The organism is Bradyrhizobium sp. AZCC 1693, assembly GCF_036924745.1.
In the GTDB taxonomy this organism is placed as follows: domain Bacteria; phylum Pseudomonadota; class Alphaproteobacteria; order Rhizobiales; family Xanthobacteraceae; genus Bradyrhizobium.
The window spans coordinates 1276252-1303232 of the sequence record NZ_JAZHSD010000001.1; the positions used below are offsets into that span (position 1 = coordinate 1276252).

The following is a 26981-nucleotide window of genomic DNA, read 5'->3' on the forward strand; positions in this document are numbered from 1 at the left end:
GGGCGTTGTGGCATCTTTCGAACAGGTCAGGACCACGCGCATCATGCGATCTCTCGGTTTTGACGGTGTTTATGACGTGGGTTTCGCAAGGGGACCATGGAATGAACCGGTGCTTGCGCTCGCTGTCTTGTTTTTTCACGCTAGCTGGGCTCGCCCTCTTCTCGACGGACGCGACCGCGCGGGCCAGCCATAAGCCACACGCCCACAAGGCGCACGACGCGACCAAGAAGTCGCACGCGGGGAAGGAAGCTCGCCCCCATCGCGCCGCGCTCGGAAAAAAACGGCACGCCAAACACACTTCCGCACAACGCAAGCCGAAGCCGTCGAAGGCTTCGCCTGATCCCCGGGAGGCGGCCGCTCCGCTGACGGGCGATCTTGCGCTGGTGAAGGAAGCCATCGATCTCGCACGCAAGTCAAAGACCGAAGAGGCGACGGACATCAGGAACAGGATCGCGGATCCGGCAGCGCAAAAGCTCATCGAATGGTTCATCCTGCGCCACCCGGCGACGACAGCGGCTTTCAGCCGCTACGCGGCGTTCATCGCCGCCAATCCGCAATGGCCGAGCACCGCGTTGCTGCGCCGGCGCGCGGAGGCGCGGCTGTGGGAGCAGCGCAGCGATGCGGCGACGGTTCGCGGCTTCACCGGCGACCGGCCCGCGACTGCCAAGGGCAAGCTGGCGCTGGCGCGCGTGCTGCTCGCAGAGGGCGATCGGGACGGCGCGGCCAGGCTGGCGCGCGACGCATGGCGATCAGATGAATTGTCGGAGCGCCTGGAGACCGACGTGCTCGAGACGTTCCGCGACCTACTCAATCGCGACGACCACCGTGCGCGCATGGACAGGCGTATCGGCGCCAAGGATCTCGCCGGCGCGAAGCGCGCCGCGCAGCGCCTTGGTGACGACGAGCTTGCGATCGTGAAGGCTTGTGCCGCGGTCAGGGGAAAAGCGGACAAGGCGAAGGATGCGCTCGACGATGTCGCGGTCGAGGCGCGGCAGGATCTCGGCTATACCCTTTGCCGCATCCAGTGGTTGCTCGCCCAGAACAAAATTGACGACGCCGCCCGCCTGATGGTGGCGGCGTCACCGGAGACCATGGCGCTGCAGGACACCGATCAATGGTGGCGCGAGCGGCGCACGCTCGCCCGCAAGCTGCTCGACGACGGCAAGTTCCAGACCGCCTACGATGTGATCCGTCCCGCCGCGGCGCCGGCCAATGAATATTACCGGGCCGACGTCCACTTCATGTGCGGCTGGATCGCACTCCGCTACCTCGACAATCCCAAAGCCGCGGCCATGCATTTCGCCCACATCGACGACGGCGCGACCAATCCGATCGTGCTGGCGCGGGCGAACTACTGGCGTGGACGCGCGGCCGAAGCCCTTGGCCAGACGGATGCGATGGGTGCGAGCTATGAAGCGGCCGCCCGCTACCCGACCGCCTATTACGGCCAGTTGGCGCGCGCCAGGCTTGGCCGTGACCAGATCGAACTGCGCGCGCCCTCGCCTGTTCTCGCGTCGTCCGCCGATGCTTCGGCCACGGACGAACGCGTGCGCGCCGCCGAGATGCTCTACGAGATCGGCGAACGCGATGTCGTGCTCTATTTTGCCGCCGATCTCGGCGAACAAAGCACCGACGTGGCGCTGCTCGAAGCGCTCGGCGAGCTCACCGGCCGCCGCAACGATGGCCGCGCGATGCTGCAGGTCGGAAAACCCGCGCTCGGCCGCGGGCTGGCGCTCGACCATTACGCGTTTCCCACCATCGGGATTCCTCCGCATCGCCAGGTCGCGCCCGAGATCGAGCGCAGCGTCATCTATTCGGTGGCGCGCACGGAGAGCGCATTCGACCAGCGCGACAAGTCGGCGGCGAATGCGGTCGGCCTGATGCAGGTGACGCCGGAAGCGGGACGCGATACCGCCAAGCGCTTTGGCGTCAGCTATGACTGGGACCGGATGGTTTCCGACCCGGTCTACAACACGCAGATGGGCGCCGCCGAACTGAGCGCGCTGCTGAGCGAATACAAGGGCAATCACATCATGACCTTTGCCGGCTACAATGCCGGCCGGGGCCGGGTGCGGGACTGGGTCAAGGCCTATGGCGATCCGCGTGATCCCAAGGTCGATGCGGTCGACTGGGTCGAGCGGATTCCGTTTTCCGAAACGCGGAACTATGTCCAGCGGGTGATAGAGAATTTAGCGGTGTACCGCGTGCGGTTCGAGGGCAGCACGGCGGTGGCGGCGAAGACCGACGCGCTCGCTGTTACACAGGAGACGAACGCGGCGCCAGTGCCGGCGGCGAGCGCGGCGCAATAGGTTCACCGCATCGATAGGCCATGTGCGGCCTGCCGAATAGCAGATGCGCCGGCCGGTCAGCGGACTGCAACCTCACGCATCCCCGTTTCCTTTATCGTTGGCATCCACAGTCTTGCTAGCACCGGGATGACCAGCAGGCTGCAGATCGGGGACAGCAGCATCCCGCCAACGATGACGCACGCCAGTGGCTGCTGAACCTGCGAACCGATCCCTGTCGAGATGGCCGCCGGGACCAGGCCGATACACGCCGATAGCCCTGTCATGAAGATTTGCCGCATCCTTGTTTCGGAAGCGCGGATGATGGCGTCCTCCGTCCCCATACCTTCCTCGATGTCCCGGCGGATATAGGACATCAGCAGGATGCCATCCATCGCCGAGACGCCGAACAGCGAGATGAAGCCAACCGCGGCCGAGACGCTGAAATTCAGGCCGCCGATATAGAGCCCGAGAATTCCGCCGGCCACCGCGAACGGAATGCCCGACAGCGCCAGCAGGCTGTCCCGTATCGAATTGAACAGGCTGTAGAGTAGCATCAGGATCAGAAGCAGGCTCAACGGCACAATCAGCGCGAGCCGCTTCTTTGCGTCAACCAGAGCGCCGTATTCGCCCGACCATTCGAGCGAATAGCCCTGTGGGAGCGGAACGTTCTTCTGAACCCGCTCCTGGGCCTCGACCACGGTCGAACCGAGATCGCGGTCGCGGACGCTATACTTCAGCGGGATAAAACGCTGGCTGTTCTCGCGGTAGATATAAGCCGCGCCGCTGACGAGCTTGATCTCGCCAAGATCGCCAAGCCGAATATAGGCAGTCGGTGTCTTCGAATCCGAGTTTGGAAGTGCTACCGGAATCGCGCGAATGGCGTCGACATCCATGCGGTATGCCGGTGCCAGGCGGACCGTTAGCGCGAAGATCATCTCCCCTTCATAGACCTTGGAAACTTCCTGGCCGCCGATCGCGGCCTGAACCACGGAATTGATGTCGCTGATCGAGAAACCGTAGCGCGCGGTCTTGGCGCGATCGATCTGGACGATCAAATTGGGCTGGCCGAGCAGATTGAAGCTGGCGGGATCGGCGACGCCGCGGACTCCCGCGAGTTCGGTTTTCACCGACTTGGACAGCCGCTCCAGCTCATTGAGGTCCCTGCCGAAGATCTTGATCGAATTCTCGCCCTTCACGCCGGAGACGGCCTCCTCGATATTATCCTGGATGTACTGCGAGAAGTTGAAATCGACGCCGACGAATTCCCGGTTGAGCTTCTCGCTCATCTGCTTGACCATCTGCTCCTTGGTCAGCCCCGATGGCCACGTGTCGGCCGGCTTGAGCGGAACGAAGAACTCGGCGAGAAACGAGCCGTCGGGATCGGTGCCTTCTTCACCGCGTCCCTGCTCGGAAAACACGGTCTGGACCGGGGGGTAGCTCGATATGATGGCACGGATCTTGGCCACTGTTTCCATCCCGGCCTCGAGCGTGATGGTCGGCGGCATCACGGCGCGGATCCAGAGGTTGCCCTCCTCCAGCTTGGGCAGAAACTCGGTGCCGAGCCGGAACCCGAGACTGAGGCACAGCACGAGAAACACTGCGGCGATGGCTGCGGCGCGGCGATAGTTGCGGACCGCGCGCACCAGAACGGGCTGGTAGAGCTTGCGGATGTGGCGAACCACGAAGGTTTCGACTTCCTGGACATGGGCCGGCAGCAGAATTGAGGCCAGCACCGGTGTTATCGTGAAGGTCGCGATCACGGCGCCGAGCAATGCATAGGCGTAAGTCCGCGCCATCGGCCCGAAGATCTGGCCTTCCACACCCTGCATCGTGAAGAGCGGCAGAAACGCTGCGATGGTGATGATGACCGAAAAGAAGATCGCCTTGTCGACCTCGACCGCGCCGGTCAGGATCCAGTTAAGTTTGTCGCTGAGCGTGGCGCTGCGTCCCGGCGGCAGCCGTGGCGAGTGATGGGCGATCTGGCGGAAGATATTTTCCACCATGATGACGGTGCCGTCGACGATGATGCCAAGATCGATAGCCCCGACCGACAACAGGTTCGCGGACTCGCCCCGCATCACCGTGATCATCACCGCAAGCAACAGCGCCACCGGAATTGTGGCAGCGACGATCAACGCGCAGCGGAGGTCGCCGAGAAACACCCACTGGATAAGAAAGATCAGCGCTACTCCGAACAGCAAATTATGCAGAACGGTCTGCACCGTGATCGCAACGAGATCGCCGCGGTCATAGAATGGCACGATCTTGACGCCGGCCGGCAGCGATCCGTCGGAGTTGATACGCTCCACCGCAGCGCGTACGCGCTTGACCACGTCCATGGTGCGTTCGAGTTTCTGCATCAGGACGATGCCGGTAACGACGTCGGTCCTGTCGTCACGGCCGGCGAGACCGAGCCGGGGCGCGTAGCCGATCTGGACCTTGGCTACGTCGGACACCAGTACCGGCACGCCGCCCTGCTGGGTCAATACGATATTGCCGATATCGTCCATCGAGGTGACGACGCCGATGCTGCGGACGTTGACCGATTGTTCGCCGATCGCGATGGTGCGGCCGCCGACATTGGAATTGCTCGCCGAAATCGCGGTCATGATCTGCGGCAGCGTCAACCCATAGGCCATCATGCGGTCGAGATTGATCTCGGCCTGGAATTCCCTGGTCTTTCCGCCGAGCACTGCGACGTCGGCGACACCCGGCACGATGCGCAGCTTGCGTTCGACCACCCAGTCCTGCAGCGTCTTGAGCTTCATGACGTCCATGCCCGGAGGCCCGGTAAGCTCGTAGCGAAAGATTTCGCTGATGCCTCCGGCGGGCGAGATCACCGGCAGCACGCCGGCCGGCAGAACCGCATCCTTCAGCCGGTTGATGGTCTGCTGACGAACGAAATGATAGTCGCGGCCGTATTCGAACTGCAGACGGATAAAACCGAGCCCGTAGACGGTGTTGGAGCGGATGAACTTCAGGCCCGGCGTGCTGGCGACCGCGATCTCGATCGGAATCGTGATGTAGCGCTCCACTTCTTCGGGGGATTGGCCCTGCTGCTGGGCGATGATCTCGATGATCGGCGGCGCCGGATCGGGATAGGCCTCGATGTTCAGGGCCAGGAAAGCAACGCTGCCGAGACCGAGAAAGGCCACGAACGCGACCATCACCAAAAGCCGCCGCGAGAGGCAGAATGCGATCAGACTACGCAGCATCAATCGCCCCGTATCGCCGACTCATTGGCGCCACTCGTTGTCAACGAAGATCGCCCCTCGCGCGACCACCAATTCTCCGAAATCGAGACCGCTGCGAATCTGCGTCAAACCGTCCTGCTGGATACCGATGTCGACCACGCGGCGTTTGAACAGCCTCGGCTCGGTCTCGACCCAGACGGTGGCAACGTCCCCCTCGCGGATCACCGCGTCCGTTGGCACCGCCGGGCTCGTCGATCCATCGCCGATGCTGATCTTGAACATCGCGAACATCTCGGCCTTGAGCAAACCATCGGCATTCTCGATCTCGGTTCGGACGACAACACGGCGCGTCGTCAAGTCTGAAGCCGAGTTGATGGCGTTGATGCGGGCTTTGAAGATCCTGTCCGGCACAGCAGAAACCCTGGCCTCGATCTCCTGGCCGATACGCACCTGCGCGATATCCTGCTCGAAGATCTGGGCCTTCAACCACATCGTCGAGAGATCGGCGATCGTATACAGTGCCTCGCCCGAATCGGCCTTGACATATTGTCCTGGTCCTACCTTGCGTGAAACGATGGTGCCGCTGATCGGCGCCGTGATCGTGGTCACGCGGCTGAGCGTACCGCTCTGCTCGAGTTTCAGGATTTCCGCATCGGTACGGCCGAGAATCCGCAGCCGGACGCGCGCGGCTTCGAACGCCGTGTCAGCCGACCGCAGGTCATTTTCGGCGCCGGCAAGCTGCGCCTCGGCCTGCTGCAGATCCTTGAATGGGGCAGCCTTGCCTTCATGCAGACCGCGAACGCGCTGCTCGAGGATCTGTGCCAAATTGTGTTGGGAGCTCGCTTTGCGTTTTGCGGCCTGTGCTGCGATGAAGTCGTTCTGCTGGACGAATTGCTCAGGGCTGTCGATTTCCAGCAGCGGATCACCCCTCTTGACCTGATCGCCGAGCCTGGCAATCAAACGGGTAACCCGGCCGGAGAATGGCGACAGAACGATCGTGCTGGCATCCTCATTGTATCCGATCTGACCGATTGCCGACGTTTGCGCGCGGAACGCATAAGTCCCGACCTTCACGATCTGCAGCTGATGCATTTGATCCGGGACGACACGCAAAAAGTCGGCCCCCTTCATGGGGCCTTCAGCCACGGCGAACGATGCCATCAATGTCCCACCGAACAGCGGGGCAAGCAGCCGAAACAAAAGCGCTTTCGCGGTCATTGACATGCCCTAAACAATACCTCTGTCGCGCAACCCAAGACAAAGAAAATCGCGCAGCCGCGCCCCGCAGCTCTACGCGCCCGCCGGCCAAGAAGCCCCCACAAGCCGCGCGATACAATGGGGGATCAAGGCATGCGGGCCGAGCGCAGCCAGGGACCACGAAGTTCATATCGCGCGGAATGCCCATCCCCCGGTCATTGGTGCCAATTTTGGCGTGTCCGGTCAGGGGGAATCTTGGAAATGCGGCTGTCCGGTTTCGGCCGTTCACTCTACCTTGACGTTGGCGGCCTTGATCATCGGCCACCATTTTGCAATTTCGGCCTTCTGCCAGGCGCCCAGCGCTTCAGGCGTGAGCTTGTCCTTTGGCGGCATCTGTAGCCCGAGATTTTCGAGCTGCTTGCGCACCGCCGGATCGTTCAGGGCATCGACGGCCACGGCGTTGAGCTTTGCGACGACGTCCTTTGGCGTGTCCTTGGGCACCCAGAGGCCGGACCACAACGTCATGTGAAATCCGGGCAGTCCCGCTTCGTCGACGGTCGGGATGTCAGAGGCGGACTCGACGCGCTTGCTGTCGGTGATGGCATAGGCGCGGATGTTGCCGGCGCGCACCTGCCCGATCGAGTTCGAAGTCTGGTCGACGATCAGATCGATCTGGCCGGCGACGAGATCGTTCATCGCCGGGCCAGTGCCGCGATACGGCACGTACTGCAGCTTGATGCCGGTGATGTTTTCGAAATAGAGCCCGGCGATATGGGTTCCGGAGCCGGCGCCCGCAGTGCCCGCCGTCGGGGCGGCGGGCTGCGCCTTCAGCCACGCCAGAAATTCCTTCAGCGACGTTGCCGGGACCGCCTTCTTGCTGACGATGATCATCGGGTTGCTCGGCAGCAACGCGACCGGTTCGAGATCGGAGACGAGATCGTAGCCGAGCTTGTAGATCGCGCCGTTGGCGACGTGGGTGCCGAGATGGCCGAAGCTGATCGTGTAGCCGTCAGGCGGCGAACGCACCGCGCGGCCGACGCCGATCGAGCCGCCGGCTCCCGTCACGTTCTCGACCAACACCTGCTCGCCGAGCGTGACCTTCATGCGCTCGGCGAGAATCCGCGCCATCGCATCCGACGGACCGCCGGCGGAGAACGGCACGATGATGGTCAGGGGACGCGAGGGAAAATTCTGCGCGACCGCGGCACTGCCGAACGCCAACACTGCAGTCGCGGCCAGAATGATCTTTCGCATCTCGTGCTCCCATCACATTCCGCCGCGCGATTGTCAGAGTTTTGCGTAGTCGATCGGTTGGTGTCGATCGAGCGTACGCGTGACCGGCGGCAGCGGATATTTAAGCCCTGTCGCGCAATTGAACAGCATGACGCGATCGTTTTTCGTCACGCGGCCGTCGGCAAGGCTTTGCTGGTAGGCAGCATACGTCGCCGCCCCTTCCGGACACAACAGCAGGCCCTCTTCGCGCGCCACCTCGTTGAGCGCAGCAGAAATCTTCTCGTCCGACACCGCGATCGCAAATCCCTTGCTCTCGCGGACCGCGCGCAGGATCAGAAAATCTCCGACCGCCTGCGGCACGCGGATGCCGGACGCGATGGTGTGCGCGTCTTCCCAGCGCGGCGCGTGCTCGGTGCCTGCTTCAAAAGCACGCACCATCGGCGCGCAGCCGGATGCCTGCACCGCGACCATCCGCGGCCGCTTCGAACCGATGAGGCCGATCGCTTCCAGTTCGGCAAAGGCTTTCCACATGCCGATCAGGCCGGTGCCGCCGCCGGTCGGATAGAAGATCACGTCAGGCATCTCCCAGCCGAGCTGTTCGGCGAGCTCCAGCCCCATCGTCTTCTTGCCTTCGATCCGGTACGGCTCCTTCAAGGTCGAGGTATCGAACCAGCCCGCCTTGGCCTTGCCCTCGCCGACGATCTTGCCGCAATCGTCGATCAAGCCATTGACGCGATAGACGGTGGCGCCCTGCAGTTCGATCTCGCTGACATTTACCTCGGGCGTGTCGGCCGGGCAGAAGATCGTGGTCTTGATACCGCAGGAAGTCGCATAGGCCGCCAGCGCTGCGCCGGCATTGCCGTTGGTCGGCATCGCCATGTGCTTGATGCCGAGCGCCTTGCCCATCGACACCGCCATCACGAGGCCGCGGGCCTTGAACGAGCCCGTCGGCAGGCGGCCCTCGTCCTTGACGATGATCTCACCACCGCCGAGCTTCTTGGCGAGTTTCGGCAGCCGGATCAGCGGCGTCATGACTTCGCCGAGGCTGACGATGTCGGTGACCTTCCGCACCGGCAGCAGTTCGCGGTAGCGCCACATGTCCGTAGGGCGCTCCGCGAGCGCGTCCTTGGTCAGCGCCTTCTTCACGCCCGCGAGGTCATAGCGCACCAATAGCGGCTTGCCGGCTTTCGAGAGATTGTGGATCTGGTCGGCAGCGTAGTGATCGCCTTCCATCGCGCATTCGAGATGGGTCACGAACGTCGGGCGTTCGATGGTCAGATTGTCGTTGTCTTTCATGATTGCTCTTTCGTTTCTTGTTGGGCGCGACCGGTGGGATCACGCCTTACATGTTCAGCACGCGCCCATAAGCATCCAGCACGGCTTCCTTCATCATCTCCGACAGGGTCGGATGCGGGAACACCGTGTGCATCAATTCTTCTTCCGTGGTCTCCAGGTTCATGGCGACCACATAGCCCTGGATCAGCTCGGTTACCTCCGCGCCGATCATGTGCGCGCCGAGCAACTGGCCGGTCTTCTTGTCGAAGATCACCTTGACCAGTCCCTGATCCTCGCCAAGCGCAATCGCCTTGCCGTTGCCGACGAAGGGGAAACGGCCGACGCGGATTTCCCGGCCGCCCTCTTTCGCTCTCGCCTCGGTCAGGCCGACGGACGCGACTTGCGGGTTGCAATAGGTGCAGCCGGGAATGAGGTCCTTGTCCATGGCATGCGGGTGCAGGCCCTTGATCGCCTCGATGCAGACCACGCCTTCATGCTCGGCCTTGTGGGCGAGCATCGGCGGTCCCGCGACGTCGCCGATGGCGTAGATGCCGGGCACGTTGGTCTTGCCGTAGCCGTCGATCACGACAACGCCGCGATCGGTCTTGACGCCGACCTTCTCCAGCCCAAGACCTTCGATATTGCCGACCACGCCGACCGCGGAGATCACCCGCTCGAACTCGACCGTTTGCGGCTTCTTGCCGTCGTCGATGGTGGCGACAACGCTGTCGGCCTTTTTCTCCAGTTTTGTCACTTTGGTGTCGGAGAGGATCTTGATGCCCTGCTTCTCGAATCGTTTTCGCGCCAGCCCCGCGATCTCCGCGTCCTCGACCGGGAGGATCTGCGGCAGCACCTCGACCACGGTGACGTCGGCGCCCATGGTGTGGAAGAACGAGGCGAACTCGATGCCGATCGCCCCGGAGCCGACCACCAGCAGCGATTTCGGCATCCGCTCCGGCACCATCGCCTCGAAATAGGTCCAGACCAGCTTCTTGTCGGGCTCGAGTCCCGGCAGCACGCGCGGCCGCGCCCCGGTGGCGATGATGATGTGCTTGGCCTGATAGGCGCCCTCGCCCAGCACGCCCTTCGGCGCCTCAACGGCGGATTTCTTTACGGTGACCTTGCCGGGCGCGTCGATCGAAGCGTCGCCCCAGATCACCGTGACCTTGTTCTTCTTCATCAGGAAGCCGACGCCGTCATTCAGCCGCTTCGAGACACCGCGCGAGCGTTGCACCACGGCCTTCGGGTCGAACGACACCTTCTCCGCGGAGAGCCCGTAATCCTTGGCGTGCTGCATGTAGTGGTAGATCTCGGCCGAGCGTAACAGCGCTTTGGTCGGGATGCAGCCCCAGTTCAGGCAGATGCCGCCGAGATAGGATTTCTCGATGATCGCGGTCTTGAAGCCAAGCTGGGCGGCGCGGATCGCGGTGACGTAGCCGCCGGGGCCGGAGCCGATGATGATGACGTCGAAGGATGTGTCGGCCATTGGCTACTCGCTCGTTTTCATCGGGCGACCATCACGGTTCTCCAGTCATTGCGAGGAGCCCTTGCGACGAAGCAATCCACATTGTCGCCGGTGAGATGGATTGCTTCGCTGCGCTCGCAATGACGGCTATCACACCATCATCATCACGGGGTTTTCGATCAACTGTTTGAACGCGCCGATCAGTTCGGCGCCGAGCGCGCCGTCGATGGCGCGGTGATCGCAGGACAGCGTCACGCTCATCATCTGCGCGATCTCGATCTTGCCACCGCGCACCATCGGGCGCTCCTCGCTGGTGCCGACGGCCAGGATCGTTGCTTGTGGCGGATTGATCACGGCGGTGAAGTGGTTGATGCCGTACATGCCGAGGTTCGACACCGCCGTGGTGCCGCCCTGATATTCCTCCGGCTTCAGCTTGCGCGCCCGCGCGCGCGCCGCAAAGTCCTTCATCTCGGATGAGATGGTCGAGAGCGTCTTGGTTTCGGCCTTGCGGATGATCGGCGTGATCAAACCGCCCGGCATCGCCACGGCGACACCGATATCGGAATGCTTGTGCTTGAGCATGCCGCCTTCGGTCCAGCTTACATTGCAATTCGGAATTTTTTGCAGCGCGATCGCCATGGCCTTGATGACGAAGTCGTTGACCGAGAGCTTGTAGAGCGGCTTCTTTTCCTTGTCCTTGGGAGCTGCGGCATTGATCTCCTCGCGGGCGACCAGGAGCTTGCCGATGTCGCAGTCCATCGTCAGATAGAAAACCGGCACGGTCTGCACCGATGCGGTGAGCCTTTGCGCGATGGTACGGCGCATGCCGTCATGCGGCACGACCTCGTAGGAGCCTTCCTCGAACAAAGCGAGGATCTGCTTGTCGGACATCCCGGGCGCAAGGCCCGGACCCGCCGCGGGTGCAGCGGCCGGGGCTTTCAGACCCTTGCCGGATTTCGCGCCCTCGACGTCGCGCGCGACGACGCGGCCGTGCGGGCCGGAGCCATTGATGCGCGACAGGTCAATGCCGGCGTCCTTGGCGAGGCGGCGGGCGAGCGGCGACGAGAAGATGCGGCCGTGACCGTTGGCCTGCGAAGCGGAAGCCGCCGCCTGCGGCGCGGCAGCCTGCGTCGGCCCGGTCGCTGCGGGTTTTGGCGCGGGCGCGGCGGCAGGTGCCGGCGCCGGTTTCGCGGCGGAGGCTTCGGCGGCCTTTGGTGCGGGCGCGGCCCCTGCTCCGGCGCCGGCCGCCTTCACGTCCTCGCCATCGCCGGCCATGACCGCGATGATATCGTTGACCGGGACATCCTGCGTGCCTTCCGGCACCAGGATTTTCGCGATCGTACCCTCGTCGACGGCTTCAACTTCCATAGTCGCCTTGTCGGTCTCGATTTCCGCGATCACGTCGCCGGACTTGACCTTGTCGCCCTCTTTCTTGAGCCACTTGGCAAGGTTGCCCTTTTCCATCGTGGGCGACAGCGCGGGCATCAAAATGTTGATCGGCATTGTCAGTGACCTTGTTGCGACCGGGGCGTGGTAGAGCCCGTATCGGTCGGCCGGTTGATTTCGGCTTCGAACATCTCGACGATGCGCGCGAGCGCCTCGTCCTCGGTGTATTCGGTCTCGCGCGCATAGGCGCGGGCGGCATGGCGGGCGATATCGACCAGCAGCAGGCCCCACATGTCAGGCTCTTCGAAGGCGCGCTGGAACGCGATCGAGAGGCCGCCGTCGACCACGAAGGCGCGCAGGACTTCGGTGGCATCCTCGCGGCCAATGACGTCGGGCGGCAGTGGCTGTTCCTTGGGGCCGGCCATGGAGCTTACCGATAGGAAACGGCTTTGGCGGCCGCGACCACCTCGGCCACGTTGGGCAATGCGAGCTTCTCCAGGTTTGCCGCATAGGGCATCGGCACGTCCTTGCCGGAGACCCGCGCGACCGGCGCATCGAGATAGTCGAAGGCGTGCTCCATGATGCGGGCGGCGATCTCGGCGCCGACGCCGCTCTGCTGCCAGCCCTCTTCCACCGTCACCGCGCGGCCGGTCTTCTTGACGGATGCCACGATGGTCTCGGTGTCCATCGGGCGCAGCGTGCGCAGATCGATCACCTCGGCTTCGATGCCTTCCTTGGCCAGTTCATCGGCGGCCTTCAACGCGTAGGTCATGCCGTTCGACCACGAGATCAGCGTCACGTCCTTGCCCGACCGCACGATCCGCGCCTTGCCGATCGGGATCACGTAATCGTCGAGCTTCGGCACCTCGCCGGTGTGGCCGTACAAGACCTCGTTTTCGAGGAAGATGACCGGGTTGGGATCGCGGATCGCGGCCTTCAAGAGCCCCTTATAGTCGGCGGCCGAGAACGGCGCGATCACCTTCAACCCCGGAATCTGCGAGTACCAGGCCGAGTAATCCTGGCTGTGCTGAGCGGCGACGCGGGCTGCGGCACCGTTCGGTCCGCGGAACACGATCGAACAGCCCATCTGGCCGCCCGACATGTACAGCGTCTTGGCCGCTGAGTTGATGATCTGGTCGATCGCCTGCATGGCGAAGTTGAACGTCATGAATTCGACGATCGGCTTCAGTCCCGACATCGCTGCACCAACGCCGACGCCGGCAAAGCCATGCTCGGTGATCGGGGTATCGATCACGCGCCGCGCGCCGAATTCCTGCAGCAGCCCTTGCGTGACCTTGTAGGCGCCCTGATATTCCGCGACCTCTTCGCCCATCACGAACACGTCGCCGTCGCGCCGCATCTCCTCGGCCATCGCGTCGCGCAGCGCTTCGCGGATGGTCTGGGTGATCATCTCGGTGCCGGCAGGGACTTCCGGATCGGGTTCGGCGACGGCGGCCGGCGGCGCCTTTGCCTCGGCCTTCGGCTGGGGCGCCTCCGCCTTGGCTTCGGCGGGCGGCGCTGATTCCGCGGCCTTCGCCGCTGGCGCGGGTGCGGCTGCCTTGCCGAGATCGGCGGCGCTCTCGCCGTCGGCCAGTATGGTCGCGATCGGCGTATTGACCGCGACGTCGGCGGTGCCTTCGGGGATCAGTATCTTGCCGAGCGTGCCCTCATCGGTCGCCTCGACCTCCATCGTCGCCTTGTCGGTCTCGATCTCGGCGATGACATCGCCCGACTTGATCGTCTCGCCTTCCTTCTTCAGCCACTTCGCAAGGTTGCCCTTTTCCATGGTGGGCGACAACGCAGGCATCAGCACTTGAATGGGCATATCAGCTCCCGAAATCACTCTTAGTTTGTTCTGCGCGTGTCTTGAAATTTAGCGGTAGATGTCGGTCCAAAGCTCCGATGGATCGGGCTCTGGATCGCGCTGGGCGAAATCCGCCGACGCGTTGACGATCTCGCGCACCTCGGCGTCGATGGCCTTCAATTCCTGCTCGGTGACCTTGGCGGCCAACAGCCGGTTGCGCACCTGCTCGATCGGATCCTGATCGGTGCGGATCTTCTCGACCTCTTCCCGGGTCCGGTACTTCGCCGGGTCCGACATCGAGTGGCCGCGGTAGCGATAGGTCTGCATTTCCAGGATGAACGGCCCCTTGCCCGCGCGGCACCAGGCGACCGCCTCGTCGCCCGCAGCCTTGACGGCGCGGACATCCATGCCGTCGACCTGCTGGCCCGGAATGTTGAAGGAGGCGCCGCGCTTGGAAAAATCGGTCAGGGCCGAAGAGCGCGTCACCGACGTACCCATGGCGTAGCGGTTGTTCTCGATCACGTAGATCACGGGAAGCTTCCACAGTTCCGCCATGTTGAAGCTCTCGTAGACCTGGCCCTGGTTGGAAGCGCCGTCGCCGAAATAGGCGAGGCTGACGAAATCATTGCCGCGATAGCGGTTGGCGAAAGCAAGCCCCGTCCCGAGCGAGACCTGGGCACCGACGATGCCGTGACCGCCGTAGAAATTCTTTTCCATGCTGAACATGTGCATGGAGCCGCCCTTGCCCTTGGAATAGCCGCCACGGCGTCCGGTGAGTTCGGCCATCACGCCGTTGGCTTCCATCCCGCAGGCCAGCATGTGGCCGTGGTCACGGTATCCGGTTATGACCTGATCGCCCTGCTTGAGGGCCATCTGCATGCCAACCACCACGGCCTCCTGGCCGATATACAGATGGCAGAAACCGCCGATCGCACCCATGCCGTAGAGCTGGCCGGCCTTCTCCTCGAAGCGGCGGATCAAGAGCATGTCCCGCAGCGCCGCAAGTTCCTGCGCCTTGGTGAACTCTGGTGGGGACCCGTTTGCCTTCTCCTGCCCTGTTTCCTTCGCGACGACGCTTTTCTTGGGTGCAGCCATGGCAATTCCGGGTGAGAGAGACGGATCAGCCCCTCTCTAACCCAACTCAAACCGCCGTGAAAGGATTGCGTGCGCTGGAGAAAATATTGCTATGCCGCACTGCAGCGCAGCGAGACATTTTCGAAATTGATTTCGCTGTTTTTTGAAATTTGCGGACCGGCGTGCTCGCATCCTCTGGACGGCGGCGCCGTTCGCGACAGCGGTTTGAAAATCAGTTCGGCTTGATGGTCCGGACCAGATCGCGCGGATTGGCGTAGTCGAGTTGGAAGCGCGCGCGCTCGTCGAGTATGTCGGGATCGACCCGGTTCGACCGCAACAGCGACACCCGCTGCTCGCCCTGCGCCCGCTCCCGCTTCAGCCGCGCCAGTTCGGAAGTCAGCGCGACGATCTCCTGATCGAGTTCCTGGCGCGCGTTCAGCCCGTATTTGCCGGTATAGGCGTTGACGCCGAAATAGCCGACCATCAGCGCCGCCATCGTATAGAGGGCGAGGCCTGTCAATATGGATTTTAGGCGCGTGCGGGAGACCATGCGCCAAGATGCGACGGTCAGGTTAATGAAATCCTAAGAGCACGAGTGTGGGCGATGAGGGCACCGCTCTCTCGCATTGCGAGCGATCTACCTACCGTTCTGCTTCTCGATGAACGCGGCAAAGGCGCCGATGTATTGCTGCAGCACCTTCTGCACCGCTTCCTTGGTGAGCTGGCCCTTGTCGTCGAACGCGTCGCCGATGCCGTTGAGATAGATTTCGGGCTGGCCGAGGATCGGGCCGGCAATACCGGGCAGGATGTTCTGCAGATGCTTGGCCGCGTTGACACCGCCGAGCGCGCCCGGGGAGTTGCTGATGATGCCGACCGGCTTGCCGAGGAACGAGCTCTTGCCGTAGGGGCGCGAGCCGACGTCGATGGCGTTCTTCAACACGCCGGGGATCGAGCGGTTGTATTCGGGCGTGATGAACAGCACACCGTTCGACTGCTGCAGCTTTTCGCGGAACGCCAGCCAGTCGGCCGGGGGATTGGCTTCCAGATCCTGGTTGAAGAAGGAAATGCTTTCGAGCGTGGTCACGTCGAGCTTCAGCGAGGCCGGCGCCAGTTTTGCGAGCGCATTGGCGATCTTGAGCGAAAAGCTCTCCTTGCGAAGAGAACCTACGATCGTGACGATGGTGTGGGTGGCCATTGGATGTCCCTTGTGAAGCAAAAGCGCCTGCCCTCCCTTACGCCAGATCGACGAAAAGATGCAAGTGCATCAACTTATCTTTATGACCGGCTCGGGAGAATTCCTTGCTGTCCCTCACGGTTTGCACGCCAAGCAAAAAAAACAGGCCGCCTAAGGGCGGCCTGTTCGCGCAGACAAACACGGGCTTATCAGCCCTTGTTCGGATTGATCAGGAATTTCTCGCCGGTGGAGCGCTTGTTGTAGATCGCGATGTTGGGGAGTTGCAGCGTCTCCTGCAACGACACCACCTGCGTGTAGTGGCTGGCAAAGGTGGTCTTGAGTTCGGAAGCGACGCGCTGGCGCAAGCGGCCGATTTCGGCGGGGCCGATCTTCTGCAGGAACGGCGTCAGGAGCCAGCCGCCGACCCCCCAGGTCAATCCGAACGCCCGGCTCAATTCGGTCGGACGGTTATCGAGGCTGCCGTAGATATAGACCTGCTTGTACACGTTGGAGCCATAGCGGCTGTATTCCTTGGAGGTCTTGTTGGCCGCGCTCTCCATGCAGGTGAGGATTTGGCCCGCGAGCTTGCCGCCGCCGATGGCGTCGAACGCAATTGTGGCGCCGGTTTCCACCAGCGCGTTGGTCAGATCGTCCATGAAGCTATCTGCGGTGGAATCGACGACATGCTTGGCGCCGATCTTGTGCAGGATATCGGCCTGCTCCTTGCTGCGCACGATGTTGACGAGGCCGATGCCGTCCTTGATGCAGATCTTGTTGAGCATCTGGCCGAGATTCGACGCGGCGGCGGTGTGCACCAGCGCCTTGTGATTTTCGCGCCGCATGGTTTCGGTCATGCCGAGCGCGGTTAGCGGATTGACGAACCATGACGCGCCGTCGGCGGGCGTGGTGCCTGATGGCAGCTCCATGACGTCCCTCACCTTCATGGTGCGGTACTGCGAGTACATCGCGCCGCCGATCATCGAGACATTCTTGCCCATCAGCGCCTTGGCGGCATCCGAGGATCCGGTCCTGATCACGACGCCGGCGCCCTCGTTGCCGACCGGCAGCGACTGGTCGAGCCGCGCCGCCATCATCCGCAGCGCCGCTTCCGGCATCTTTGCCGTGACCACGGGCGCGTCCTGGGTACCGGAAACCTTGGCGGTCGACATGTCGGCCGGGCCGATCAGGAGCCCGAGATCGGACGGGTTGATCGGCGTCGCCTCGACCCGGACCACGACTTCGTCGTCGGCCGGCTCGGGAGTCGGGACATCCACCAGCGACAGTTCGAGTTCGCCGCTCTTCTTGAGCAGCGAACGCAGTTGCAGCCCGCTTTTGCCGTCACTCATCGCAATCCTCCCCCGTTTGTGTTGGTTATATCTGGATGCGCGGACGCGTTACGCCAGAGCCTTGAGCGCCGCCTTGCCGGCATATTTCGCCTGCTCGCCGAGCTGCTGTTCGATGCGCAGGAGCTGGTTGTACTTGGCGGTGCGGTCGGAGCGCGCGAGCGAGCCGGTTTTGATCTGGCCACAATTGGTTGCGACCGCAAGGTCGGCGATGGTGGAGTCCTCGGTTTCGCCGGAGCGGTGCGACATCACGGAGGTGTAGCCGTATTTGTGGGCCAGTTCGACGGCGGCGAGCGTTTCCGTCAGCGTGCCGATCTGGTTGACCTTGATCAGGATCGAGTTGGCGCGGCCGTTCTTGATGCCGTCGGCAAGGCGCGTGACGTTGGTGACGAACAGGTCGTCGCCGACGAGCTGGCACTTCTTGCCGATGAGATCGGTCAATTCCTTCCAGCCTTCCATGTCGTCTTCGGACATGCCGTCCTCGACAGTGACGATCGGATAGCGCGAGACGAGATCGGCGAGATATTTCGCCTGTTCCGAGCGGGAGCGGGTTTTGTTCTCGCCGCCATAGACGTAATTGCCGTCCTTGAAAAACTCGGTCGCCGCGCAATCGAGCCCGAGCATCACGTCGTCGCCTGCCTTGTAGCCGGCCTTGCCGATCGCGCTCACCACGAAGTCGAGGGCTGCATCCGCCGACGGGATATTCGGCGCAAAACCGCCCTCGTCGCCGACATTGGTGTTGTGGCCGGCTTTCTTCAGTTCACTGCGCAGCGTATGGAAAATTTCCGAGCCGCAGCGCAACGCCTCGGCGAAGGTCGCGGCGCCCACCGGCAGGATCATGAATTCCTGGAAGTCGATCGGGTTGTCGGCATGCACGCCGCCATTGATGATGTTCATCATCGGCACCGGCAGCGTCCGCGCCGAGGTGCCGCCGACATAGCGATAGAGCGGCATGTCGAAGGACTCCGCCGCCGCCTTGGCGCACGCCAGCGAGACGCCGAGGATGGCGTTGGCCCCTAGCCTGCTCTTGTTTGGCGTGCCGTCGAGATCGATCATGATCTGGTCGATCTGGATCTGCTCCTCGACGGCCTGGTCGCTCAGCGCCTCGAAGATTTCGCCGTTGACGGCCTCGACCGCCTTCTGCACGCCCTTGCCGAGATAACGCTTCTGGTCGCCGTCCCGCAGTTCGACCGCCTCATGCGCGCCGGTCGAGGCGCCAGAGGGAACCGCCGCGCGGCCGATCGAGCCGTCTTCCAGCACCACATCGACTTCAACGGTGGGATTGCCCCGGCTATCGAGAATTTCACGGCCAATGATGTCGACGATGGCGGTCATGTCTAAACTTTCCTGGGAATGGTGGGTCAGGCTTCGGGGGCGTCTTACACGGCGCGCAAGCAAATGTGAACGCTTTGGCTGCGGCCTTTTCCGGACCATGGAGCCGGGTCAGGATAGACTGCTCCAAGGTTGATATCAGCGTCCAAACCTTCACATTGATAGAACGGGGTAACGCGATGAATCGCCGCAAGTTTCTTGGAACCGCCGCCATTGGTATCCTCGCCGCGCCCGCCCTGCTGCGAAGGGCCGCCGCCGCCCAGGAAGGCCCGTTCCGCGTCAAATATTATCCGCTCGACTCCGGCGTGGGGGTGCATGACGTGACACCGGCCCCCGACGGCGCGGTCTGGTTCACCGGACAGCGCAACGGAACATTGGGACGGCTGGATCCGCGGGATGGTTCGTCCAAACTGATCAGTCTCGGCAAAGGCGCGGCGCCCCATAACGTCACCATTGGCCCGGACGGCGCACCGTGGATCACTGAGGGCGGACAGAATGCGATTGCGCGCGTCGACCCCGGCGATCACAAGGTGACGCTATTTCGACTGCCCGAAAAGGCGGCTTATGCCAACCTGAACACCGGCGTGTTCGACAAAGGCGGCATCTACTGGTTCACCGGCCAATCCGGCATCTATGGCCGACTCGACCCGAAATCGGGTGACATGGCCATATTCAAGGCGCCCCGTGGTGTCGGGCCTTACGGCATCACGGTCACCCCGAAGGGCGAGGTCTGGTACGCCTCGCTCGCGGGAAATTACGTTGCGCGGATCGATCCGACGAGCGGCGAGGCGACCGTGTTTGAGCCGCCTACGCCCAAGCAGGGCGCGCGCCGCGTGTGGTCGGATTCGAAGGGCCGGATCTGGGTCAGCGAATGGAACAGCGGCAACGTGTCGGTGCACGATCCCGCTGACGGCTCCTGGAAGGCTTGGAAACTGCCGGGCACAAGCCCGCGCGCCTATGCGGTCTACGTCGACGACAAGGACAAGGTCTGGCTGACTGATTTCTCGGCCAATGTGATCGTGCGCTTCGATCCCGTGACCGAAAAGTTCAACGCGTTCCCGAGTGACAAATCGGGCGCGAATGTGCGCCAGCTCGACGGCCGGCCCGGCGAAACCTGGGGCGGCGAATCCGGCAACGACCGCCTCGTCATGATTCAGACGACGGCGCCTGCGTGAGATTGCTTGCCGTTCTGCTGCTGTTGCCCGTTCTACTGCCCGCCTCCGCCACCGCGGAGGAAAAAGGCGCGCAAGCGTTCGCGCCCTGCCGCGCCTGCCACAGCCTCGACCCGGCCGAGCGCAACCTGCCCGGCCCCAATCTGTCCGGCGTGATCGGACGTGCGATCGGCGGTGACGCTGCGTTCGACTATTCGCCGGTGCTGCGCAAGGCGCGCGACGAGGGCCTGCGCTGGGACGCAGAGCGGCTCGCGACCTTCCTCGCCGATCCTGCAGGCATGTTTCCGGGATTGTGGATGTCGATGCGCGGGATCGAGGATGCCAGCGAACGGCAGGCGCTGGTGCGGTATCTCACGGATCCCCGATCCCGCTAGCAGTTGACGGCCACGCTGGTTGCGTCCATGTCAGCCATCGCAAAGGACGATCAGATGGCCAAAAAATCATTGCAGAAATCATTGCAACTCGGCCGCGCCGTGGAATGGCCGGACAGCCCGGAAAAGGCGCAGCTCGACCGCGTGCCCAATCCGCAGGCGGATACCAATTATCTGGTCCGCTTCACCGCGCCGGAATTCACCTCGATCTGTCCGGTGACGGGCCAGCCTGATTTCGCGCATCTGATGATCGACTATGTGCCGGGCCAGTGGCTGCTGGAATCCAAATCGCTGAAACTCTATGTCGCCAGCTTCCGCAATCACGGCGCCTTCCACGAGGATTGCACGGTCATGATCGGCAAGCGGATCGCGGCCGAGATCAAGCCGAAATGGCTTCGCATCGGCGGCTACTGGTATCCGCGCGGCGGCATCCCGATCGACGTGTTCTGGCAGACCGGCAGATTGCCGAAGGGCATGTGGATCCCCGACCAGGGCGTCGCGCCGTATCGCGGGCGGGGTTAGGCACGCCAACGTTCGTGCATGGCTTGAACGCCTGCCGCGCGCGGAACTTTCAGAAGACGCCTCTAGTGAGGCTCAATAGAGAAATAGACGGCCGCGACAATGATGATTGCATACATCGCAGGCGCAGAAAATTCGCGGCTGAGAAAAAAACTCTCGAACGATTGACGCCACAGATTGGTCAACTGCCGGGCACAGATTGTCCGCATGTTCCCAACATCAAGTTCCTGAGGCCGCCATGATTGCTCGGAAAACCGCCCGCTTCCTCCTGAAATATGCATCGAGCGATCCGCTCAGGCTTGCCGATATCGTGCACCGCCGCGCGATCGAGCAGTTCCGAACGCCGCCGACGGGCGTCGCGACCACGCGCTTCAGCGGCGTGCATTACGAGATCGACATGTCGTTGCATCGCATGATGAAGAAGTATTTCTTCCATACCCACGAAATGTTTCTTGAACGCATCTTCAAGCGCTGCCTCGCTGCCGGCAAGACCTTCGTCGATATCGGCGCCAATTGCGGCTACTGGTCGGCCTATGCCTTGTCGCTCGTGGGCCAAAGCGGAGAGGTGCACGCCTTCGAGCCGGTGCCGCAATATTTCACCTTTGTCCGACGGCTCGCGGAGCTCAATCCCGATTATCGGATCGTCGCCAATCAGATTGCCTGCGGCGCGCGGCCCGGCGCCTTCCCGATGGCCGTCGTCGCGCCGCGCGCGGAGAATTTCGACAATTACGATACCAATATCGGGTCGAGTTCACTTGCTGCCGGCTTCCTCGACCACGCCAGCGAGCTCACGGAAAATATCACCGTTGAGGTTATCGCCTTCGATGATTATGTACGCGAGCGGAAAATCGATCTCGATCGCGTCGGCCTTATCAAGATCGACGTCGAAGGTTTCGAGGCTGCGGTCTTCGACGGCATGCAAGGCGTGCTGGCAAAGAGCGGTCGCAAAGTGCCGATCCTGTGCGAGGTCCTCACCGATCTGAATCGTCCCGAGCCGCTGGACGGCAGACGGATCATTGAACGCCTCGAGGATTGTGGCTACCGCTGCCTCGATGCCACGCATTTGCGACCGATCGATCGCGATGCGCTTGGTTTTGAGGAGAACATTCTCTGCCTCTGACACTCAACTATCTTTCATCAAACTTGCATCAATCCGGCTGCGTGCTGGTGGCGCGGGTGATGTTCAGAGCTTCGCGGGCTCAATGCCCGCTCAGCACCAGCGTCTTGATCGGCAGCAGCAGGGCCTGAATCCGCAACAGCATCGCGTGCACAAGTCCGACGGCGTCGACGACATGCAACCCGAAGCTCTTGAACGAACCGATTTCCCCTGACGAGATCAGTTCGTGATTGCTGGTGTAGGCGTTGGCGATACAACTGCTGCCGGGCGTCACGCCCTCCAGCCCGCCCTTGTAGATCGGCTCCATGAAAACGAGAATGGTGCCCGGACGCAGAACCTGCTGCGCCTCAACCAGTTGCTCGCCGCCCCTGAACTGACCGGCCGCGATGTAGTCCTGGACATTGGTCACCACCATCGGGATGACCGTCCAAGGCTTGGAAATGCAGGTCGCTTCGGCCACCATTCCGACCTTCATGACCTGGGCCTCGATCTGCCCAAACCCTGCCATGAGAGTACGCCGACCCGCCGCCTCCGGAATCAGAACGCCGGCCGACCGTATCATCGGATTGACGATATCGCCCGGCTTGAGCGCGAACTGCTCGACCCGCCCGTCGACACCAGCGCGAATAACGGTCTTGTCCAGATCGACCTGCGCTTCGGCCAGCGCCGCCTCCGCGCTCGCCTTCTCCGCCGGCAGAAGCGCGCTGAGCCGCGTCGTCACGGATTGTTTGGAAGCGGTAGCGGCGTCGAGAGAACCCTGGCGACCCGCGGCGGCCACTTCGAGCTTTTCGATGTCGCGTTGCGGAACAATGCCGGGGTTGCGCTTCTGCAATTCGCGTTTGGTGTCGAGTTCGTCGGTTGCCTGCTGCAGCGCGCCTTTGGCTTCCTGAAGCTGGCCTTCCGCCTTCATGATGTCGGCCTGCGCCGCCAGCATGGCGGCATCGATTTCGGCGATCTTGCGCCTGGCGGTCAGTAGCGACGCTTCCTGCTTGGCGCTGTCGAGCCTGAAAAGCACGTCACCTTTCTTGACGGGCGCGCTGACATCGAGGCCAACTTCCGCCACCCGGCCGGTTATTTCGGGCACAATCGGAATGGTCCGATAGAACAACGTCGCCGACGAGGTCGACGGATGATAGTAGAAGATCATCGTGATCAGCGAGACCGTGAGCATCAGGCAGGCGATGATGCCAAATCGCAGTTCGAACCAGACCGAATAGAGCGTGATTTCGTGGCCGACGCGCTTTCCCTGCCGATAGCGGCGATAGAGATAGTCCGGAAAAATCGTCACCAGCGAGCAGAGGAGCAGCTCAAGCATGGCTGTGCACCTCGCTCTTGGCGCCACCCGCCTTTTCGATGCGGGCCTTGGCCTCGTCGGCGTGCGCCGCGTCTCCAACTTGCGGCTCGGTTGGGTCCTGTTCAGGCGGAACGCCGGCCATCTTTTCGACCGATCCGGCAATCCTGCGCAGCGGCGTGCTGAAGTCCGGCAGGTCGATCATGGCGAGGAACAGACCGATCACCCAGAACAGGTGGTTGTGCGTGAACAGCGACAGCAGGCCCAGCACGGCCACAATTTCAAACTGGAACTTCTGCGACTTGTGGGCCATCCGCTCCGGCAGCGAGTGCAGGTGCAAATAGAAGTTACCGACCGCGAGAACGGCGACGATCAGAAAAATGCCGACGACGACCATCATAACGTCGGTGTCACCCGGTGCGGTGATGAAGGAAGGCAGGTGATGCGGCGCGCTGGGGTGAATCGGCTCGCTCAAGGCAACCCTCCGTTCACAACGGGACTAACGCACTGGGGCGGTCAACCCGTTTAATCTTTACACAATGTGGAAGCTTGGCAAGCATTAAGGCGCGTCCTGCGACGTGAGAGAGGTTGATCTCGATCGTTCTCCTTGAACCAGACGGCGCCTGCGGCCGACCACCGCACATGCACAATGCCTTCTCCGCCATTCTCGGGCTGATGGCCCCGCTCTGTTTCGCCGCCACAATCTCGAGCGCGACCGCCGCACCGCCGGCAAAAGCGGCTGAAGACCGCTACATCGCCGCGCGCGACGCCGCGATCGAGAAAATTTCGGCGATCTACGATGCCGGAAACACCGACGATGCTGCCCGGAAGGCCGAGGAAGCAGCGAGCGCCGATCTCGCGGCGCAGATGCGCGCCATTCTCAACGAAGCCGCGCGTGAGGGCTTTGGCCCGCCCAAGCTCCACATCGACACTTTCAACAGGGGCGACGAGGGTTTCGGCATGCTCGACGGGCTGCGCTTCGAAGCCGTGGTCGGGAGGAACGGCGAAAAGGCCGGCCAGGACGGCGCCGACGGGAAGTATGTCGAGCCACGGGCGCATATCATCGTCACGACGCAAACGCTGTTCGAACGATGGCTGCACGCCCACAAGGAGTGGTGGAACAACAACGTCAAGAACGTGCCGCAGCAGATCGGCGCGGCGCTGAAGGACGAGAGTTTCTATACTCAGGCGGTATCCAGCGGCTCCGCGGTGGTGAATTTCAATTCGCTGCCCATCGCAAAGCCTGCCGGCGCGACCTTCGCGTATGGGATGCTGGCGGGCCGAACCCAGTCGGACATTCCCAACGCCGCCGACACCGTCTTCGTCGCTGCGATCACCAATGGCAAGGTGTACGTCGCCTACGGATCGATCGATCCTAAGGTGCAAGTTCCCGCCTGCATCGCCATCCGAACCAGCTACAACAAAAAGGCCGAACAGCCCGAAGACGATCTCCGCTTCGAGAAAATCGACAGGAAGACCTACGACAAATTGGGAAAACTGCGCCAGAAAGGCGAAGACGGATACAAGCGCTGCTTCACGCTGAATGCGCCAAAGCAGGCTTCGTTTGCCGAGGCGACCCGACAGGCGCAGGCGCTGCTTTCTGCGGCACTCAATACGCGCTGAGCAGGTCGACCTTGGCATTGGCGAGGATCAGGCGTCGCGCCAGCAGAGCGGAAAGATTGCGCATGATCTTCATCGCGATCTGCGGATGGAGCCGGCGGTAGTCGGCGAAACTGTCGAGCGGCAGTTCAAGGCATTTCACGGCCGTGTCCGCCCAGACATCGGCGCTGCGATGCCGTTCGATAATCGCCATCTCGCCGAATTCCATGCCGGGCCCGAGCGACGCCAGCCGCACCCCGCTCGGCAGCTTCACGCTCACCATTCCGCTTTGCAGGAAAAACAGCGAATTGGCGGGCTCGCCTGCGCTGATGATGCGCTGGCCAGCTTCATAGCGGCGCATGGTCGACAGCTCGGCGAGTGCCGCGATTTCCTCCGGTGCCAGTTCGGCCAGCAGCGCCTGCTCACCGAGATGGCTGGTTTCCTTTGACGAGGTGAAACCGCCATAACGATAGATCACCTGATCCTCCGCCCACTCGATGCCTTCGTCGAGAAGCGCGAAACGGCGCAGCCTTTGCGGTACGGCGGTACGCGCACGAATCTCCGTCCATACCGCCGATGTGGCCTCCAGGCCGGTCAGGATCGCGGTGACGCCGGCGTTGCCAAGCATGGCGAGGTTCTCGCTGAGCAACTGTGCGCCCGCCGCGGTCAGGTCCGGCACCCGCCGAAAATCGAGAATTAGCAGCGCCGCGTTCGGCGGCTCGCCGGCCAGCCGCCGTGTTACATAGTCGATCGCGGCAAAATTCAGCGCGCCGACCAGTTCGATCACGCGGATATCGCGGTGGCGTTCGTCGAGGATCTGCTGCTCGTGCGGCTGGCGGCTGCGGCGAGATGAAATGCCGAAAATGTCGTAATCGGCAATGACGCAGGTGCGGACATCGGCGCTGCGGTTGAGCATATGCAGGTCGAAGCGCGACGACAGCGCTTCGCATACTTTCAAGCCACGCACGCTGTTGCCATGGCTGTCGAGGCATGGCGAAAACGTACCAAGCCCCATCTGCGACGGAAGTGCAGCCACGATGCCGCCCCCGACGCCGCTCTTGGCGGGGATGCCGACGCGGTAGATCCATTCGCCGGCGTAATCATACATGCCCGAACTGGTCATGACCGAGAGCGTGCGCGCCACGATGTTGGGTGAAATGACGGGAACGCCCGTCACCGGATTGACGCCGCGATTGGCGAGCGTCGCTGCCATCACCGCAAGATCGCGCGCGGTGACCAGGATGGCGCATTGCCGGAAGTAGGTGTCGAGCACCGCATCGACGTCGTCCTGCAGCACCAGATAATTCCGCAACAGCCAGGCGATCGCGCGATTGCGGTTGCCGGTCAGCGCTTCGGATGCGTGCACGGCATCGTCGACGCCAAGCTCGCGCCCGGCAAACTGGCTGAGCTTCTCGCGGATGCGCTCGAACGCGTGAGCGCCGTCCGCTTGATGGATCAGGCCTGAGCAGGCGATCGCGCCGGCATTGACCATCGGGTTGAACGGCCGGTTATCGTTGGTCAGGCGGATCGAATTGAATGCCTCGCCGCTCGGCTCGACGCCGATTGCGGCCGCGACGCGATCCTCGCCAACCATGTCGAGCGCAAGCGCAAACACGAAGGCTTTTGAGACCGATTGAATGGTGAAGGGCACGGCGCTGTTGCCGACCTCATAGACATGGCCATCGATGGTGACGAGGCCGATGCCGAAATGCGCGGGGTTTGCACGCTTCAGCTCCGGAATGTAATCGGCAACCGCGCCGGAATTGTCCGATTTGAATTCCTCGTAGCAGGCTGTCAGGAAACGCTGCAACGGAGGCTCGTTGGCATAACCGGTATTGCGAGCGGCTATATTGTCTTTGGCCGGGTGGCTAATCTGGGCGTCCACGTTCTCACCTTAAATGGCAAGAATCGAAGCAATCCCCGTGCCATGGGTGGCTACCTGACCTCGGCGCCTGAACCCGGTCACACGCAGCAGATGTGCGTCATCCTGCCGCTAGCCCACCATTTCCTGCTATTCGAGCCGGATTTACGCCATGGTCGATCGGCCGGGGGAAATCAGCGCTGCCAGGTTTGCGGCGCGCTACGGCGTGAGCAATCAGCATGACCAAGGAAACGACACCCCTGTGGGTATGGCTGTCGGTTGCCCT

Annotated in this window: 22 protein-coding genes; 6 read left to right on the plus strand and 16 right to left on the minus strand. The window is 62.6% G+C overall.

The genetic code is table 11. The features are described from left to right. The first annotated feature begins 101 nt into the window (after positions 1–101). Complete coding sequence (locus V1293_RS06365; protein ID WP_334507690.1) at positions 102–2309, plus strand: lytic transglycosylase domain-containing protein; 2208 nt, start codon at positions 102–104, stop codon at positions 2307–2309. A gap of 56 nt (positions 2310–2365) precedes the next feature. Here the strand turns inward: V1293_RS06365 and V1293_RS06370 are convergent, their stop codons facing one another. From V1293_RS06370 to eno, 13 genes are all read right to left on the minus strand, one after another. Continuing rightward, positions 2366–5503, minus strand: coding sequence for an efflux RND transporter permease subunit (locus V1293_RS06370; protein ID WP_334507692.1), 3138 nt, complete (start codon positions 5501–5503; stop codon positions 2366–2368). Positions 5504–5524: 21 nt separating this feature from the next. After that, on the minus strand, positions 5525–6700 hold the full coding sequence (locus tag V1293_RS06375; RefSeq protein ID WP_334507693.1) for an efflux RND transporter periplasmic adaptor subunit: 1176 nt from the start codon (positions 6698–6700) through the stop codon (positions 5525–5527). A gap of 264 nt (positions 6701–6964) precedes the next feature. Then, a complete protein-coding gene (locus V1293_RS06380) occupies positions 6965–7933 on the minus strand; it encodes a tripartite tricarboxylate transporter substrate binding protein BugD (RefSeq protein ID WP_334507696.1) in 969 nt (322 codons plus the stop codon). A gap of 33 nt (positions 7934–7966) precedes the next feature. Continuing rightward, on the minus strand, positions 7967–9208 hold the full coding sequence (locus V1293_RS06385; protein WP_334507699.1) for a threonine synthase: 1242 nt from the start codon (positions 9206–9208) through the stop codon (positions 7967–7969). Between the two features lie 46 nt (positions 9209–9254). Beyond that, positions 9255–10673 (minus strand): dihydrolipoyl dehydrogenase, encoded by a 1419-nt coding sequence (gene lpdA / locus V1293_RS06390; protein WP_334507702.1) that lies wholly within the window; start codon positions 10671–10673, stop codon positions 9255–9257. A 129-nt stretch (positions 10674–10802) separates the two neighbouring features. Then, complete coding sequence (locus V1293_RS06395; protein WP_334507705.1) at positions 10803–12155, minus strand: pyruvate dehydrogenase complex dihydrolipoamide acetyltransferase; 1353 nt, start codon at positions 12153–12155, stop codon at positions 10803–10805. Between the two features lie 2 nt (positions 12156–12157). Next, positions 12158–12463, minus strand: coding sequence for a DUF5076 domain-containing protein (locus V1293_RS06400; protein ID WP_334507707.1), 306 nt, complete (start codon positions 12461–12463; stop codon positions 12158–12160). Positions 12464–12468: 5 nt separating this feature from the next. Continuing rightward, positions 12469–13863, minus strand: coding sequence for a pyruvate dehydrogenase complex E1 component subunit beta (locus V1293_RS06405; RefSeq protein WP_334507709.1), 1395 nt, complete (start codon positions 13861–13863; stop codon positions 12469–12471). A gap of 48 nt (positions 13864–13911) precedes the next feature. Beyond that, entirely contained in the window at positions 13912–14937 is a 1026-nt protein-coding gene (gene pdhA / locus V1293_RS06410) for a pyruvate dehydrogenase (acetyl-transferring) E1 component subunit alpha (protein WP_334507711.1), read from the minus strand. A 211-nt stretch (positions 14938–15148) separates the two neighbouring features. After that, complete coding sequence (locus V1293_RS06415) at positions 15149–15466, minus strand: FtsB family cell division protein (protein ID WP_334507712.1); 318 nt, start codon at positions 15464–15466, stop codon at positions 15149–15151. Positions 15467–15553: 87 nt separating this feature from the next. Further along, positions 15554–16111 carry an NADPH-dependent FMN reductase gene (locus V1293_RS06420; RefSeq protein ID WP_334507714.1) on the minus strand — a complete coding sequence of 186 codons (558 nt, stop codon included), beginning with the start codon at positions 16109–16111 and terminating at the stop codon, positions 15554–15556. A 188-nt stretch (positions 16112–16299) separates the two neighbouring features. Further along, positions 16300–17436, minus strand: coding sequence for a zinc-binding dehydrogenase (locus V1293_RS06425; protein WP_334507716.1), 1137 nt, complete (start codon positions 17434–17436; stop codon positions 16300–16302). Positions 17437–17484: 48 nt separating this feature from the next. Then, positions 17485–18768, minus strand: a complete 1284-nt coding sequence (gene eno, locus V1293_RS06430) for a phosphopyruvate hydratase (RefSeq protein WP_334507718.1) — start codon at positions 18766–18768, stop codon at positions 17485–17487. Between the two features lie 176 nt (positions 18769–18944). On the opposite strand from eno, the gene V1293_RS06435 reads away from it, so the two are divergent. The 4 genes from V1293_RS06435 to V1293_RS06450 all read left to right on the plus strand — a co-directional run bounded on the left by V1293_RS06435 (position 18945) and on the right by V1293_RS06450 (position 21947). Continuing rightward, positions 18945–19940 (plus strand): Vgb family protein, encoded by a 996-nt coding sequence (locus tag V1293_RS06435; protein WP_334507719.1) that lies wholly within the window; start codon positions 18945–18947, stop codon positions 19938–19940. Further along, on the plus strand, positions 19937–20311 hold the full coding sequence (locus V1293_RS06440; RefSeq protein ID WP_334507721.1) for a c-type cytochrome: 375 nt from the start codon (positions 19937–19939) through the stop codon (positions 20309–20311). Before V1293_RS06435 ends, V1293_RS06440 begins: the two co-directional genes overlap by 4 nt. Positions 20312–20365: 54 nt before the next feature. Next, the gene (queF, locus tag V1293_RS06445) at positions 20366–20830 is read left to right on the plus strand and encodes a preQ(1) synthase (RefSeq protein ID WP_334507724.1); all 465 of its coding nucleotides are present in this window, start codon (positions 20366–20368) and stop codon (positions 20828–20830) included. A 235-nt stretch (positions 20831–21065) separates the two neighbouring features. Next, positions 21066–21947: an FkbM family methyltransferase gene (locus V1293_RS06450; RefSeq protein WP_334507726.1), complete on the plus strand. Its 882-nt coding sequence runs from the start codon at positions 21066–21068 to the stop codon at positions 21945–21947. A gap of 79 nt (positions 21948–22026) precedes the next feature. Here V1293_RS06450 and V1293_RS06455 read toward each other — a convergent pair whose 3' ends face one another. Next, positions 22027–23259 (minus strand): HlyD family secretion protein, encoded by a 1233-nt coding sequence (locus V1293_RS06455; protein ID WP_334507728.1) that lies wholly within the window; start codon positions 23257–23259, stop codon positions 22027–22029. Further along, complete coding sequence (locus V1293_RS06460) at positions 23252–23710, minus strand: hypothetical protein (protein ID WP_334507730.1); 459 nt, start codon at positions 23708–23710, stop codon at positions 23252–23254. The genes V1293_RS06455 and V1293_RS06460 overlap by 8 nt, the downstream gene beginning before the upstream one ends. 167 nt (positions 23711–23877) lie before the next feature. On the opposite strand from V1293_RS06460, the gene V1293_RS06465 reads away from it, so the two are divergent. Further along, complete coding sequence (locus V1293_RS06465; protein ID WP_334507732.1) at positions 23878–24858, plus strand: hypothetical protein; 981 nt, start codon at positions 23878–23880, stop codon at positions 24856–24858. Here the strand turns inward: V1293_RS06465 and glsA are convergent. Continuing rightward, positions 24845–26719, minus strand: a complete 1875-nt coding sequence (glsA, locus tag V1293_RS06470) for a glutaminase A (RefSeq protein ID WP_442894214.1) — start codon at positions 26717–26719, stop codon at positions 24845–24847. The genes V1293_RS06465 and glsA overlap by 14 nt on opposite strands. Between the last annotated feature and the right edge of the window lie 262 nt (positions 26720–26981).